The sequence below is a fragment of the Nocardioides sp. W7 genome (genome assembly GCF_022919075.1).
In the GTDB taxonomy this organism is placed as follows: Bacteria; Actinomycetota; Actinomycetes; order Propionibacteriales; family Nocardioidaceae; genus Nocardioides.
Genome location: NZ_CP095078.1, coordinates 5477345 through 5492119 on the forward strand (window position 1 = coordinate 5477345; position 14775 = coordinate 5492119).

13 protein-coding genes are annotated in these 14775 nt (G+C 72.3%); 4 read left to right on the top strand and 9 right to left on the bottom strand.

The window, feature by feature from the left end:
- Positions 1-67: 67 nt before the first annotated feature.
- The 4 genes from MUB56_RS25655 to MUB56_RS25670 all read right to left on the bottom strand — a co-directional run bounded on the left by MUB56_RS25655 (position 68) and on the right by MUB56_RS25670 (position 4801).
- Complete coding sequence (locus tag MUB56_RS25655) at positions 68-907, bottom strand: ABC transporter ATP-binding protein (RefSeq protein ID WP_244929845.1); 840 nt, start codon at positions 905-907, stop codon at positions 68-70.
- Between the two features lie 141 nt (positions 908-1048).
- Positions 1049-2239 (bottom strand): ROK family protein, encoded by a 1191-nt coding sequence (locus MUB56_RS25660; RefSeq protein ID WP_244929846.1) that lies wholly within the window; start codon positions 2237-2239, stop codon positions 1049-1051.
- Positions 2229-3395, bottom strand: a complete 1167-nt coding sequence (gene xylA, locus MUB56_RS25665) for a xylose isomerase (RefSeq protein WP_244929847.1) — start codon at positions 3393-3395, stop codon at positions 2229-2231. The genes MUB56_RS25660 and xylA overlap by 11 nt, the downstream gene beginning before the upstream one ends.
- On the bottom strand, positions 3392-4801 hold the full coding sequence (locus MUB56_RS25670; protein WP_244929848.1) for an FGGY family carbohydrate kinase: 1410 nt from the start codon (positions 4799-4801) through the stop codon (positions 3392-3394). The genes xylA and MUB56_RS25670 overlap by 4 nt, the downstream gene beginning before the upstream one ends.
- A 105-nt stretch (positions 4802-4906) precedes the next feature.
- Here MUB56_RS25670 and MUB56_RS25675 point away from each other — a divergent pair, with 105 nt between their 5' ends.
- On the top strand, positions 4907-5365 hold the full coding sequence (locus tag MUB56_RS25675; protein WP_244929849.1) for a DUF5709 domain-containing protein: 459 nt from the start codon (positions 4907-4909) through the stop codon (positions 5363-5365).
- A gap of 32 nt (positions 5366-5397) precedes the next feature.
- Positions 5398-5541: a GPGG-motif small membrane protein gene (locus MUB56_RS25680; RefSeq protein ID WP_244929850.1), complete on the top strand. Its 144-nt coding sequence runs from the start codon at positions 5398-5400 to the stop codon at positions 5539-5541.
- Positions 5542-5607: 66 nt separating this feature from the next.
- Here the strand turns inward: MUB56_RS25680 and MUB56_RS25685 are convergent, their stop codons facing one another.
- The gene (locus tag MUB56_RS25685; RefSeq protein WP_244929851.1) at positions 5608-6006 is read right to left on the bottom strand and encodes a VOC family protein; all 399 of its coding nucleotides are present in this window, start codon (positions 6004-6006) and stop codon (positions 5608-5610) included.
- 59 nt (positions 6007-6065) lie between these two features.
- Here MUB56_RS25685 and MUB56_RS25690 point away from each other — a divergent pair, with 59 nt between their 5' ends.
- Entirely contained in the window at positions 6066-6941 is an 876-nt protein-coding gene (locus MUB56_RS25690; RefSeq protein WP_244929852.1) for a TIGR03619 family F420-dependent LLM class oxidoreductase, read from the top strand.
- Positions 6942-6953: 12 nt separating this feature from the next.
- On the opposite strand, the gene guaA is transcribed toward MUB56_RS25690, so the two are convergent.
- Positions 6954-8519, bottom strand: a complete 1566-nt coding sequence (gene guaA, locus MUB56_RS25695; protein ID WP_244929853.1) for a glutamine-hydrolyzing GMP synthase — start codon at positions 8517-8519, stop codon at positions 6954-6956.
- Between the two features lie 227 nt (positions 8520-8746).
- Between guaA and MUB56_RS25700 the strand changes: the two genes are divergently transcribed.
- A complete protein-coding gene (locus MUB56_RS25700) occupies positions 8747-9241 on the top strand; it encodes a GNAT family N-acetyltransferase (protein WP_244929854.1) in 495 nt (164 codons plus the stop codon).
- Between the two features lie 206 nt (positions 9242-9447).
- On the opposite strand, the gene MUB56_RS25705 is transcribed toward MUB56_RS25700, so the two are convergent.
- From MUB56_RS25705 to MUB56_RS25715, 3 genes are all read right to left on the bottom strand, one after another.
- Positions 9448-10746, bottom strand: a complete 1299-nt coding sequence (locus tag MUB56_RS25705; protein ID WP_244929855.1) for an HNH endonuclease signature motif containing protein — start codon at positions 10744-10746, stop codon at positions 9448-9450.
- A 650-nt stretch (positions 10747-11396) separates the two neighbouring features.
- Positions 11397-13115: a GMC family oxidoreductase gene (locus MUB56_RS25710; protein ID WP_244929856.1), complete on the bottom strand. Its 1719-nt coding sequence runs from the start codon at positions 13113-13115 to the stop codon at positions 11397-11399.
- Positions 13112-14734 (bottom strand): succinic semialdehyde dehydrogenase, encoded by a 1623-nt coding sequence (locus MUB56_RS25715; RefSeq protein WP_244929857.1) that lies wholly within the window; start codon positions 14732-14734, stop codon positions 13112-13114. The genes MUB56_RS25710 and MUB56_RS25715 overlap by 4 nt, the downstream gene beginning before the upstream one ends.
- Positions 14735-14775 lie beyond the last annotated feature (41 nt).

Genomic DNA, 14775 nt, shown 5'->3' on the forward strand with positions numbered 1-14775 from the left:
GCTTCCTTCTGGTGTCGGGCCCCGCACCCGGTCGGGGCGGAGGTCAAGGTCCGAGAATCGAGGGGCGTCAGCGGCGGTGCGCGTCGACGCCGAGGCTCTCCAGGAGCCGGCCGCGGAGCTGCGCGAGCTCGACGGAGCCGCGGTCGCGGGGACGTGCCCCGGGCACGGGGACGAGCTCGGTCACCGTGGCGGCGGGGTCGTCGCCGGACCGGCCGAGCACCACCACCCGGTCGGCGAGCTGGAGCGCCTCGTCGACGTCGTGGGTGACCAGCAGGACGGTGGTCGGACTCCCGGCGTGCACCGCGAGCAGCAGGTCCTGCATCTTCATCCGGGTGAGCGCGTCGAGGGCTCCGAAGGGCTCGTCGAGCAGCAGCACGCCCGGCCGGCGGGCCAGGGCCCGGGCCAGCGAGGTGCGCTGGGCCATGCCCCCGGAGACCTCGCGCGGGCGCAGGTCGGCGTGGTCGGCGAGCCCGACCAGCTCGAGCAGCTCGTCGACCCGTCCCGCCCCGGCGCGTCGCTCGGTGCCGGTCGGCAACCCCAGCGCGACGTTGGCGCGCAGGGTGCGCCACGGCAGCAGCCGGGGCTCCTGGAAGGCGACCGCGCAGCGCTCGTCGTGCTGACGCACCGCGCTCCCCCCGATCAGCGCCCGGCCCGTGGTGGGCGTGTCGAGCCCGCCCGCGGCGCGCAGCAGGGTGGACTTCCCGCAGCCACTGGGACCCAGCAGGGCGACGACCTCACCGGCCGCCAGCTCCAGGTCGATGGCGCGCAGCACGTCCCGGGCGCCCGCCCCGTCGCCGAAGGTCCGCCCGACGCCCTCGAAGCGCAGCGCGCCGGCGTCCGCGCCGCCCGCGGCGGTGCCGGCCCGGGCGGAGGCAGTACGGCGGGCCGGCGTACCGAGCAGGCTCATGGCGACCTTCTTGAAGACTAATTCACTAAACCCAAGTGGTTTAGTGCTATTAAACCAGTCTGCCAGGTGCCGTCGAGTCCACGGCGGTGCCGGTGATAGGTCCTGCCTGTCGGGCCTTCGGCGTACCCGGCAGCCTCACCGTCAGCCCGAGGTGAGGTCCAGCTCGCCGGCGAAGACGTCGGCGAACACCTGCTCGGCGGCCCCGAGCGCCGCCGCCTGGATGCCGAGGGTGCTCAGCCGCAGCTCGGGGCGGACCTGGGCCGCCGAGGCGAGCCGCCGGTCGAGGGCGGTGCGGGCGGGGCCGAGGACCAGCTCGCCGAGCGGCACGAAGTAGCCGCCCAGCACCACGACCTCGGGGTCCAGGACCCCCGCGAGCATCGCGATCCCGAGGCCGACGTCCTCGCCCACCCGGGTCAGCACCGCGCGCACGTCGGGGTCGGTGGCGGCCCGCTCGGCCACGGCGGCCGCGCTCTCCAGCGGAGAGTCCAGCTCCGGCATGCCGACCGCTGCGAGCACGGCATGCAGGCCGATCGAGGCCTCCCAGCAGCCCTGGCGACCGCAGCCGCAGGTGGCCGCCGAGTCCCCGATCGGCATGTGGCCGACCTCGCCGGCGAACCCCGCCGCCCCGCGGACCAGCTCGCCGCGGTCGACGATCCCGGCGCCGATGCCGACGGTGCCCGTGAGGTAGAGCGCGTGCTCGGCGCCGACGGCCGCGCCGTGGTGCGACTCGGCGTACGCCGCGCAGTTGGCGTCGTTGCTGACCCGCACCGGGACGCCGAGCAGCTCGGCCACCAGGTCGGCCAGTCCCGGCCCCTCGAGACCGAGGTTGGGCGCCCAGGCGATCGTGCGGTTGTCGCCGCGCACCAGGCCGGGGACGGCGACGGTCGCGCCGACCAGCTCCTGACCGGCGGCCCGGCAACGGGCGGCCACCTGGCGGACGAGGTCGGTGAGCGCCTGCTCGACGCCGTCGTCGAGCGCCACGGGGCGACTCTCGCTGAGCCGCACCTCACCGGCCAGGTCGAGGACGACGGCTGCGACGTAGTCGACGTTCAGCTCCAGGCCGAGGCCCACCCAGGAGTCGCCACGCAGCGCCACCGGCCGGCCCGGGCGGCCGCGTGCACCGGTGCGGGACTCGGCGCCGGAGGCAATCTCGGCGACCGCGCCCGCGACCTCGAGACCGGCGACGATGACGCCCACGGTCGCCTTGGCGAGCGCGGTGCGCTGCGCCAGCTCGGCCCGGGTCGCGGGTCCGAGCTGGCGCAGGCTGCGCAGCACCAGGGCGGCGTTCCGGCGCCGCAGACCCTCGGTGCCGGCCGGCCGGTCAGCGGACACCGTAGAGGTGCTCGAGGGCGAGCTGGTCGAGGTGCTCGACCGCGGCACCGTGCTGGGCCAGCACCTCGGGGTCGGGCAGCGGCCACTCCAGCAGCTGCTGCCAACCCTCTCCTGCCGCGAGCGTGGTCTGCGCGAGCTCGGGCAGCCTCGCCGCCTCGAGGGCCGACCGCACCTCCGGGTCGGCACGGAAGGCCTGCACCTTCTCGCGCAGGATCAGGTAGTTGCGCATGTTGGCCGCGGCGCTCACCCACACGCCGTCCTCGTCCTCGATCCGCGAGGGCTTGAAGTCGAAGTGGACCGGGCCGTCGTACCCGCCGGCGAGCAGGGTGTCGACCACCCAGAACGCTCCGCGCACGTTGCCGGCGCCGAAGCGCAGGTCCTGGTCGTACTTCGGACCGTTCTGGCCGTTGAGGTCGATGTGGTAGAGCTTGCCCGCCCACAGCGCCTGGGCGTAGCCCGCGGCGGCGTTCATGCCGGCCATCTCCTCGTGCCCGATCTCCGGGTTCACGCCGACCAGCTCGGGACGCTCGAGCTCGTTGATGAAGGCCAGGGCGTGGCCGATCGTCGGCAGCAGGATGTCGCCGCGGGGCTCGTTGGGCTTGGGCTCGATCGCGAACCGCAGGTCGTAGCCCTGGTCGACGACGTACTGGCCGAGCAGGTCGAAGGCCTCCTTCATCCGGTCCAGCGCGACGGCGGTGTCCTGCGAGGCGCCGAACTCCGCGCCCTCCCGACCACCCCAGGCGACGTAGACTCCTGCGCCGAGCTCGGCGGCCAGGTCGATGTTGCGCAGCACCTTGCGCAGCGCGAAGCGGCGGATCTCCCGGTTGTTGTTGGTGAAGCCGCCGGCCTTGAACACCGGGTGGCTGAACAGGTTCGTCGTCGCCGTGGTGACGACCAGCCCGGTGTCGGCCAGGCCCTTCTTGAACCGCTCGATGATCGCCTCGCGGGCGGTGTCGTCGCTACCGAACGGGATGACGTCGTCGTCGTGGAAGTTGACGCCGTACGCCCCGAGCCCGGCGAGCTTCTCGAGCGCGTGCACGGTGTCCATCGGTGGCCGGGTGGCGCCGCCGAACGGGTCGACGCCCTGCCAGCCGACGGTCCACAGGCCGAAGGAGAACTTGTCCTCGGGGGTGGGGCTGGGGATCTGGATGCTCATGGTGCGACCTCTCGTTGCTCTCGTGACCAGGACTCGGTGCGGTCGCGGAGCCGGGCGTAGGCCTCGCGGACGTGGGGGGTGGGGTCGGCCTCGAGGGTCTCGGCGCCCTCCAGCGGCCAGGTGGGCGGTCCGGCCGCGCCGGACAGCGCCCAGGCGGCCTGGCGGGCGGCGCCGCGGGCGACGTACTCCCCCGGCGGCGGGAGTACGACGGGGCGCCCGAGGACGGCGGGCGCCAGGGCTCGCAGCGCGGGGCTGCGGGTCGCGCCCCCGACGACCAGCACCCGGCGCGGGGTGTCGCCGGTGACGGCCGCGACCTGGTCGACGGCGTCGGCCAGCGAGCAGAGCAGCGCCTCGAACGACGCCCGGGCCAGGTCGGCGCGGGTGGTCGCGCCGGTCAGGCCGGTCCAGGTGCCGACGGCGGCGGGCCGGTTCGGGCTGCGCTCGCCGCCGTAGTAGGGCAGCAGGGTCGCGCCGTTCGATCCGGCGGGCGCCTCGAGCGCGAGCCCGGCGAGGCCGGCGTGGTCGACCCCGAGCAGCCGGGCCTGCAGGTCGAGGATGCCGGCGGCGTTCAGGGTCGTGACCATCGGCAGGAAGCCGCCGGTGGCGTCGGCGAAGCCGGTGACGACGCCGCTGCCGTCGGCGACCGGCTCGGCGCTGACCGCGGACGCGACCCCCGAGGTCCCGACCGAGACGAGCACGTCGCCCGGGCCCAGCGCCAGGCCGAGCGAGGCGCCCATGTTGTCGCCGGTGCCGGCGGCGACCACTGCTCCGCCGGCGGTCCGGGCGGCGACCGCCCCGGGCGCGACCACGGTGGGCAGGTCGACGACGCGACCGAGCGCCAGCTCGAGCAGGTCGGGGCGCCACTCCCCCGCGGCGGTGGCGAAGTAGCCGGTGCCGGAGGCGTCGCCCCGGTCGGTGAAGGCGGCGGTGCCGGTCGCCGCGACGTGGCGCGAGACGTAGTCGTGGGGCAGCAGCACCTGGGCGACCCGGGCCGCGTTCGCGGGCTCGTGGTCGCGGAGCCAGCGCAGCTTGCTGGCGGTGAAGGAAGCGACCAGGACGCTGCCGATCGCGTCGGCGCAGGCCTGCGGGCCGCCGAGCTCCGCAATGAGGTCGCGGGCGGCATCGGCGGAGCGGGTGTCGTTCCAGAGCAGGGCGTCCCGCACCGGGACGCCGGCGTCGTCGAGCGCGACCATCCCGTGCTGCTGGCCGGCGACCGCCACCGCGTCCGCCCGCTCCAGCAGGCCCCCGGTGGCGGCGTCGAAGGCGACCAGCCAGGCGCGCGGGTCGACCTCGGTGCCGGCCGGGTGCGGCGCCGTACGACTCTCGACGACGGTGCCGTCGTCGGCGTCCACGAGCACGGCCTTGGTCGACTGCGTCGAGGAGTCGACACCGAGCACGAGGGTCACCCCGTCCATTAAGTACGCGACTCAAACTAAAGTCAAGGGCGCTGGGGCATGCGTCTCGAGACCGCCGGGTACACGACCGGCGAACACGACAGACAGGAGCCAGCCATGACCCAGGGGGACGACACCCCGGACCCGGCGGACCACGAGACGTACGGCGACTACAGCGTCGACGACGAGGACCAGCCCGGCGCGGAGGACCTCCTGCTCGACCAGGACGTCAAGGACGAGGCGGACCGGGGCTACAGCCCGCCCGAGAAGTACTCCGCCGGCCAGGGCTACGGCAACACGCCCTGGGAGGAGGAGCACCGGGAGACCATCGACCAGCGGATCGTCCAGGAGGAGCCGGAGCCCGACCCGTACGACGAGTCGGTCACCGAGGACCTCCAGGACGGGGAGGTCGGAGACCGTCGCGCCGGCCGGCTCGTCGACCCGAACGCCGGGATCGGCGAGGACACCGAGTCCGAGCTCGTGGGCACCGACGTCGGCATCGACGGCGCCGCCGCATCCGCCGAAGAGGCGGCTATGCACATCGTCGAGGACGACTCCTCCGACGACCAGATTTGACCCTCAGACCCCTACGACAGGAGCAACACACCATGGCCTTCATCTTCTGGATCATCGCCGTCATCCTCGTGATCGCTGGCATCTTCCAGCTGTTCAAGGGCGAGACCCTCTGGGGCGTCGTGCTGATCATCGTCGGCTTCGCCGTCGGCCCGGGCGGCTACAGCATCTTCAAGTAGCCCCCGCTCAGCACCACCGATCGCCCGTCCGACCTCGTCGGACGGGCGATCGGGCATTTCAGCCCGTCAGTCCTCCGGCTCGTCGGCCAGGACGACCTCGACCTCGAAGCCCTCGCCGTTCTCGAGGTAGAGCGCGGTGTGCTGCTCGCCCCCGGCGTGCGGATAGCGGTCGGCGAACATCTCGTGCCAGCCGTGGGCACTCGACTCGGCTCGCAGCCGGTCGAGCGCGCGGCGGTCGCCGACGTGCAGGGCGAGGTGGTTGACGCCCGACCGGAGCCGGTCGTGTGGCCCGTCGACCTGGTCGGCCGAGCGCTCCACGAAGAGGTAGGTGCCGTCCGGGTGCGCCCAGGAGAGGACCGCGTCGTCGGCCTCCCAGCCGAGCTCGCCGAGTAGCCAGCCCCACTCCTCCGCCGCGAGGTCCGGGTCGCTCACCCACAGGTCGAGGTGGTGCAGCGCGCGCATCATGACGCCACGGTAGTCCCACGCCGACCCGCAGAACGAGAACACGTTCTATGGTGGCGCTCGTGCGCTTCTCGATCAGCTCGGCCTTCATCCCGACCGACCAGCTGCTGCCCATCGCCCGGGCGGCCGACGAGCTCGGCTACCACAGCATCGCGGTGCCCGACCACGTCGTCGACCTGGAGACGCTGAGCACGCCGTACCCCTACACGCCCGACGGCGCGCGCCGCTGGGACCACTCCGCACAGTGGCCCGACCCGTGGGTGCTCGTCGGGGCGCTCGCCGCGGTGACCACCCGGCTGCGCTTCTTCACCTCCGTCTACGTCCCGGCGATGCGCAACCCCTTCCAGGTCGCGAAGTCGGTCGGTACGGCGGCGGTGCTGTCCGGCAACCGGGTCAGCCTCGGGGTCGGCATCGGCTGGTGCGAGGAGGAGTTCACGCTGCTGGAGCAGAACTTCCGCACCCGCGGCCGGCGTACCGACGAGGGCCTGGCCCTGGTCAAGGCACTCTGGGAGCCGGGCTGGACGGAGTTCCACGGCGAGTTCTACGACGCCCCGCGCCTCGTCATGGAGCCGACCCCGACCGTCCAGCCGCCGATCTTCGTCGGCGGGCTCTCCGAGATCGCGTTCGCCCGCGCCGCCCGGCACGACGGCTGGATCGGCGACATGTACAAGACCGACGAGGCCATCGGGTGGGCGACCCGGCTCGCGGAGGTCCGCGCCGAGCAGGGTGCCACCGGCGACTTCGAGGTCATCGTCGCGCTCACCGACGCGTTCCTGCCCGAGCACTTCGACCGGGCCCGGAAGGGCGGGGTGACCGAGTGCATGACCATGCCCTGGGCGTACTACTTCGGCATGGACGCCACCGTCGAGCAGAAGCTCGAGGGCATGCAGCGCTTCGCCGCCGACGTCATCGAGCCGTTGAGCGCCACCGCCGGCTGAACCGGCAGCGGGCTACTCCCACTCGATGGTGCCCGGCGGCTTCGACGTCACGTCGAGGGTGACCCGGTTGACGTCGCGCACCTCGTTGGTGATCCGGGTCGAGATGCGCTCGAGGACGTCGTACGGAAGCCGCGCCCAGTCGGCCGTCATCGCGTCCTCGGAGGTGACCGGGCGGATCACGACCGGGTGGCCGTAGGTGCGGCCGTCGCCCTGGACGCCGACCGAGCGGACGTCGGCCAGCAGCACGACGGGCATCTGCCAGATGTCGCGGTCGAGGCCCGCGCGGGTGAGCTCCTCACGGGCGATCGCGTCGGCCTCGCGGAGCAGGTCGAGCCGGTCGCGGGTGACCTCGCCGATGATCCGGATGCCGAGGCCGGGGCCGGGGAACGGCTGGCGCCACACCATCGTCGACGGCAGGCCGAGCTGCTCGCCGACCGCCCGGACCTCGTCCTTGAACAGGGTGCGCAGCGGCTCGATCAGCTCGAACTTCAGGTCGTCGGGCAGCCCGCCCACGTTGTGGTGGGACTTGATGTTGGAGGTGCCGGCGCCGCCGCCGGACTCCACGACGTCGGGGTACAGCGTGCCCTGGACGAGGTACGCCGTCTCGCCGTCCACCGCATCACCGAAGACCCGGACCTGGGCGGCCTCGAAGGTGCGGATGAACTCGCGCCCGATGATCTTGCGCTTCTCCTCGGGGTCGGTGACCCCGGCCAGCGCGTCGATGAACTGGTCGGCCGCGTCGACCACGTCGAGGGCGTCGAAGACCTCCTCGAAGTCGCGACGGACCTGCTCGGTCTCGCCGAGCCGCATCATCCCGTGGTCGACGTACACGCAGGTGAGCCGGTCGCCGATGGCGCGCTGCACGATCGCCGCCGCGACGGCGGAGTCGACGCCGCCGGAGAGCGCGCAGATCGCCCGACCCTCGCCCACCTGGGCGCGGATGGTCTCGACCTGCTCCTCGACGATGTTCAGCATCGTCCAGGTCTGGCGGCAGCCGGCGATGTCGTGCAGGAAGTGCTCCAGGACGGCCTGGCCGTGCTCGGTGTGCAGCACCTCGGGGTGCCACTGGACGCCGGCCAGGCCGCGGTCGACGTCCTCGAAGGCGGCCACCGGGGTGGTCGCGGTGGAGGCGAGGACGGTGAAGCCCTCGGGCGCGGCGGTGACGGAGTCGCCGTGGGACATCCAGACCCGGTGCTCGACGGGGATGTCGGCCAGCAGGGTCCCGGGCTCGCCGACGGTGACGTCGGTGCGGCCGTACTCGCGCGCGCCGGTGTGGGCGACCTCGCCGCCGAGGCCGCGAGCCATCAGCTGGAAGCCGTAGCACATGCCGAAGACCGGCGCCCCCGCCGTGAAGATGGCGGGGTCGATGCCGGGCGCGCCCTCGTCGTACACCGACGACGGACCGCCGGAGAGGATGATCGCCTTCGGCTTGCGGGCGAGCATCTCCTCGACGGGCACGGTGTGCGGCACGATCTCGGAGTAGACCCGGGCCTCGCGCACCCGGCGGGCGATCAGCTGGGCGTACTGGGCGCCGAAGTCGACGACCAGGACCAGGTCATGGTCGGGCTGCTGCGTCATGGACCCAGCCTATCGGCGGCGCCGGGGCGGTGAACGCACCAGGGCCCGGCCGGGGAGGGAGGTGGCCGGGCCCTGATCGTCCAGGCGACTTGTCGAACAGTGCGTGGACTCGTCGACCCGGCAACGGAGGGAGCAACTGGACCGGGCCTTCTCTGCCTCAACGAACTCCCCGGAAGCGGGTTACGGCCCACTCGCGGCGCGACTCCGAGGGGCCGTAGCCTGCCGGGATGACCGCTCCCGCCCTCCGCCCCGGCACGCCGGCGGACGCGGCCGCCGTCGCCGGCCTCTGGCACGCCGGCTGGCACGACGGCCACGCGGGCCACGTGCCCGACGGCCTCACCGCGGCCCGCACGCTCACCGCCTTCCACGAGCGCGCGCCCCTCCGGGTCTCCGACACCACGATCGCGGACATCGGCGGCGAGGTCGCCGGCTTCGTGATGGTCGTCGGCGACGAGGTCGAGCAGGTCTACGTCGGCTCCGCCCATCGCGGCAGCGGGGTCGCGGCCCTGCTGCTCGACGAGGCGGAGCGACAGGTCGCTGCCACCGGGTACGACGAGGCCTGGCTGGCGGTCGTCGAGGGCAACGCGCGGGCCCGACGGTTCTACGAGAACCACGGCTGGCACGACGGCGGACCGCTGCCGTACGAGGTCAGCGCCGGCGGCTCGTCGTACGTCTCACCCTGCCGGAGGTACGTCAAGCGGCGGGTCCGGGCGCGCCCGTAGCCCTGGGCGGTCGGTAGCCGCGGACCGGAGGACTCATCATCCTCGGATCGCGAGCACCACCTTCGATTCCCGCGGCCGAACATCGCGTCCGCCGACGATCCGGAGGCGCTCAGCGGTCACGTCCTGCACTCGCGTCCGGGCGGCTGGATCCGACTACTGCCTGTCCGAGCGCGCGGCGTGCCTGTAGCCCTGACGGGCCGAGGCGGTCAGGGCTGCAGGGTGTCGAGCGGGATGGTGCCGGCGTGGTCGCGTTTCATCAGCAGACCGTTGGGGCTTCGCCAGACGAAGGTGGTGTCGTCGAGCTTGTCGTAGCGCCATCTGGTGTGGGTCTTGGCCCGGTGATGGCGCCGGCAGAGCGGGGCGATGTTGCAGTCGCAGGTCGGTCCGCCGCGGGCGGCGGGGTCGATGTGGTCGCAGTCGCAGCGTCGGGCCGGCTTGCGGCACCACGGGAACACACACGAGTGCTGCAAGAGCACCTGGCGTTCGCGGAGCCGATCCGGAGTTTCGTAGGCGTCGACGTGGACGTGGCCGTCGAGGTCGATGACCGGCTTGACGGTGACCTGGGTGTCGGAGTTGGCGCACCAGGTCCTTACCTGGTCGGCGGAGACGAAGGACCGAGTTTCCTCGACGCGCGCCAGGTGCAGGTCGTCGCTGGTGGTGGTGCCGAGGGCGGCGTCGGAGAGGTGCACGTGCAGCACCACCTGTCGCGGCCGCTTCCGCTGCCGGCCCTCGGGCTCCCCGGCGTTCAACTCCAGCGACAGCTGGCGCCGGGCCAGGTCACCCACGGCGATCGAGCGGCGGATGTCAACCGGCACGTCGAGTCCCAGGGCGCCGAGTTCGCGGGCGCGGCGGGCGACGGCGTCCTCCAGATCGAGGGCGTCGGCCAGATCCAACGTGCCGTGCACGTCGACGGTGCCGTCGAACGAGACCTGCTGGGACTCGATGTCGAAGTGTCGCTTCTCGAACGACGCCTCCCGCCGGGCCCGACCTTCGGCGGGGTCGTACGTCACCCGGGCTTCCTCGACCGTCCGGTCGAGCTGGGCGATCGAGACCTTGTGCGCCACCGCGTGCAGGTACGCGTCCACGTAGGCCGCACCCTCCATCGGCAGGTCACTGGTGGACTTCGCGATCCGCCGGGCCTTCCACACCGGCAGGTCCAACGCCTGGACCCGGCCGTAGATCCTCGGCAGCCGGTGCGCCAGCTCGACCGCATCGCCCAGGTAGATCCGCCCAGCATCGGTAGAGAGTCCCAGCGCAGCGGCGAACTCCAACACACTGAACTCCGCCACCAACGGCGCACCCTCCCCGGCGATCGCGACCGGCTCCTGACTGCCCGGGACCAGGCTCGCGGCCTCGTCGGGGGAGTCGGTGGAGTGCATCGCCGCCCAGGCCACCGCGGACGCCAGCAGGTTCGCCGAGGCCCGGGCCTCGGCCTGCCGCTCAGCGCGCACGAACGCGAGCAACGCGGATGCGTCGTCGCAGTCGTGGAGCTCACCGTTGGCCATACCAGTAATGTATTCGAGGCCACCGACAGTCCGGGTTGTTCTTCCACAGCGGTGACCACGACGGTCGACCCGAAGCCACCGTGAGCCGACCAGCAACCGCGACCAGGTACGACGAGTGCTGCGGACGACGAGCCCCTTACTTCACTGAAAATCTTCGAACCAGCCTGGTGCCGACAAGAGACCCCAACCCACCGCCGTACGGAAGCTCACCGGATCTCGACAACGTCAGGCGCCAGAGCGCCTTCCTGCTCGATCACCGGCAGGGACCGCGGGTCAGGTGACGCCCACGCTCGGGAGCCGGAGGACGACGTGGGCGACCCGGAGGTAGGTCTCCCCCAGCGCGGGACGCGGCGTCGCGCTTGACCAGGGTGATGCACCGGCGTCACGCAATTCCGACGGAGCCATCCACAGCGGTGACCACGACGGTCGACCCGAAGCGACCGTGAGCCGAGCAGCCGCCGCGACCAGGTACGACGAGTGCCGCGAACGACGAGCCCCTTATTTCATTGAAAGGGCTTCGAACCAGCCTGGTGCCGACAAGAGACCCCAACCCACCGCCGTACGGAAGGTCACCGGATCTCGACAACGTCAGGCGCCAGCGCGCCTTCCTGCTCGATCACCGGGGCTCGATCACCGGCGGGGACCGCGGGTCAGCTGACGTCCACGATCGGGAGCCGGAGCGCACCGGGGGCGTGGGCGGGGACGACCGGGGCTGCGGGGGCGACGGGATCGACCCGGAGGTAGGTCTCCCCCAGCGCGGGACGCGGGTCGCGCTCGCCCTTGTTGGGCCACAGTGCCATCGCCCGCTCGGCCTGGGCCGTGATCGTCAGGGACGGGTTCACGCCCAGGTTGGCGGTCACGGCCGAGCCGTCGACCACGTGCAGGCCTGGGTGGCCGTAGAGGCGCTGGTAGGGGTCGATGACGCCGGTCTCGGGTGAGTCCCCGATCGCACAGCCGCCCAGGAAGTGGGCGGTGAGCGGCCGGTTGAACGCGTCGCCGACGGCGCTGCCCGGGAAGCCGCCCATGATCCGCGCCATCGACCGGATCGCCTCGTTGCCGGCCGGGATCCAGGTCGGGTTGGGGACGCCGTGGCCCTGCTTGGAGGTGAGGTAGCGCCGCTTCGTGAACGGGATCCGCTTGGTGTAGGTGGTGATCGAGTTGTCGAGGCTCTGCATCACCAGCGCGATGACGGTCCGCTCCGACCAGTGCTTCATGTCGTAGAGCGTCGGGATGTCGCGCCGCTGACGCCACATCTCGCGCGCCCAGGTGCGCCAGCGCGGCTCGTCGCCGTCGCCGTCGGTCAGCACCGACTGCAGCAGCGACATCAGGTTGCTGCCCTTGCCGTAGCGCACCGGTTCGATGTGCGTGTCGGGGTCGGGGTGGAAGCTGGACGTGATCGCGATGCCCTGGCTGTAGTCGACGTCGCCGTCGTAGGCGATCGCGCCGCCGATGGACTCGGAGTTGGTGCGCGCGAGGTGACCGATCCGCTCGGAGACGCGGGGCAGGTGACCCTCGTCCTTCATCCGGTGCAGCAGCCGCTGGGTGCCGAGCGCGGAGGCGGAGAACACCACCTGCTCGGCCGTGAGGGTACGCCGGGCGCCCCGGCCGGGCCGCTTGGCCTTGGTGTAGCGGACCTCGACGTCGTACCCGCCGCCGTCTCGAGGGGCGACCCGGGTGACGGTCGTGAGCGGCAGCACGGCGGCGCCGTTCTGCTCGGCGAGGAAGAGGTAGTTCTTGACCAGGGTGTTCTTGGCGTTGTGGCGACACCCCGTCATGCACTCGCCGCAGCCGATGCAGGTGGTGCGCTCTGGCCCGGTGCCGCCGAAGAAGGGGTCGGCGACCCGCTCCCCCTGCGTCTGACCGGGCTCTCCGAAGAAGACGCCGACCGGGGCCGGGTGGAAGGTGTCGGCCACACCCATCTCGGAGGCGACCTTCTCCATCACCTCGTCGGAGGGGGTGCGAAGGGGGTTCTCGACGACGCCGAGCATCCGCTTGGCCTGGTCGTAGAACGGTGCCAGCTCCGATCGCCAGTCGGTGATGTGGCCCCACTGCGGATCGTCGTAGAAGGCGGGCAGCGGCTCGTAGAGGGTGTTGGCGTAGACCAGCGAGCCACCACCCACCCCCGCCCCGGAGACGATGATGCAGTCCCGCAGGGCGTCGATGCGCTGGATGCCGTAGCAGCCGACCTCGGGCCGGAACAGGTAGTTCTTGACGTCGAAGGAGGTGTCGGGGAGGTCGTCGTCCGCGAACCGGGCACCGGCCTCGACCACGCCGACGCGGTAGCCCTTCTCGGTCAGCCGCAGCGCCGTGACCGAGCCGCCGAAGCCGGAGCCGACGACCAGGACGTCGAAGTCGAACTCGTCGCTCATGCCCGGCCCAGCTTCTTCATCAGCCGCAGGTTGGCGGTCATCACCTTGCCGTACGCCCGGTCGGACATGCCGAGCATCGGCGCGAACCGGATCAGCCGCTGGGTCGCGACCGACTGCGTCTCGGTGTAGCGGTGGATGCCCTCGCCGCCCTGACGGCGGCCCAGGCCGGACTGGCGCATGCCACCCATCGGCGCGTCGACGCTGGCGAAGGTGGCGCCGAAGGCCTCGTTGATGTTGACCGTCCCGCACCTGATGAACGGGGCGATCGCGCGGGCGCGGGCGCCGTCCTGGCTGTAGATGGAGGCGTTCAGGCCGTACTCGCCCTCGTTGGCGCGGGCGATGGCGTCGGCCTCGTCGTGGAAGCGGTAGAGCGAGACGACGGGGCCGAACGTCTCGTGACCGAAGCAGGTCATGTCGGGCGTGACGCCCTCCAGGATGGTGGGCTCGAAGAAGTACGGCCCGAGGTCGGGCCGCGCTCGGCCGCCGGTCAGCACCCGAGCGCCCTTGGCCACCGCGTCCTCGACGTGGGCGACCACGGTGTCGAGCTGCTGCTGGGAGATCAGCGAGCCCATGTCGTTGCCCCAGTCGAGCGTGGCCCCGAGCGTCATCGCCTCGGTCCGGGCCACGAACCGCTCCACGAACCGGTCGTAGACCTGGTCGGCCACGAACATCCGCTCGATGGAGACGCAGAGCTGGCCGCCGTTCGAGAACGTCGCCCGCACCGCGCCCTCGGCCGCCTTCTCCAGGTCGGCGTCGCGGAGCACGAGCAGCGGGTTCTTGCCGCCGAGCTCGAGCGAGCAGCCGATCAGCCGCTCGGCGCACCCCTTCGCGACGAGCTTGCCGGTCGCGGTCGAGCCGGTGAAGCAGACGTAGTCGGCGCGCTCGATGATCGCGGTGCCCACCTGCGAGCCCGGACCGGAGACGACCTGCCACAGGTCGCGCGGGAAGCCCGCCTCCTCGAGCAGCTGGGCGCCGAGCAGGGCCGACAGCATCGTCTGGGCGTCGGGCTTGATGACCACCGCGTTGCCGGCGAGCAGGGCCGGGAGGCCGTCGCACAGCGCCATCGTGAACGGGTAGTTCCACGGCGTGATGATGCCGACGACGCCCTTGGCGACCCGGTTGACCTCGACCCGGGTCAGGCCCGGCACGACGCCGAGCTTGCGCTGTGGATCGAGGTGCTGGTGGGCGGTGCGCCCGTAGTAGCGCGCGGTCAGCGCGATGTGCAGCGGCTCGTCGAACGCGTGCTTGCGGGCCTTGCCCGACTCCCACACGATCAGGTCGATGATCTCGTCCTGCCGGTCGAGCACCAGGTCGTGCAGGCGCAGCAGCGCCGCCGCCCGCGCGTCGATCGGGGTGCGCGCCCACGCGTGCTGGGCCCGGCGGGCACGCCGGAAGGCCTCGTCGAGGTCCGCGTCGCTCGACTGTGGGATGTGCGCCAGCGGCGCGCCGTTCAGCGGCGAGCGCACCTCGACGGTGCGCCCCGAGGTCGCGAGCAGCCGAGCCGTCAGCGCCCCGACGTACTCCGGCTCCAAGGCGTACGACGCGGTCGGGTCGTGCTCGGGGTCGTGCGGGCCCTCGACGAGCGGACCGCCGGCGGGGCTGGGGTTCGAGGCACTCATGAAACCGAGCGTATGTGACGCCAGTCTCCGGAACTACCACC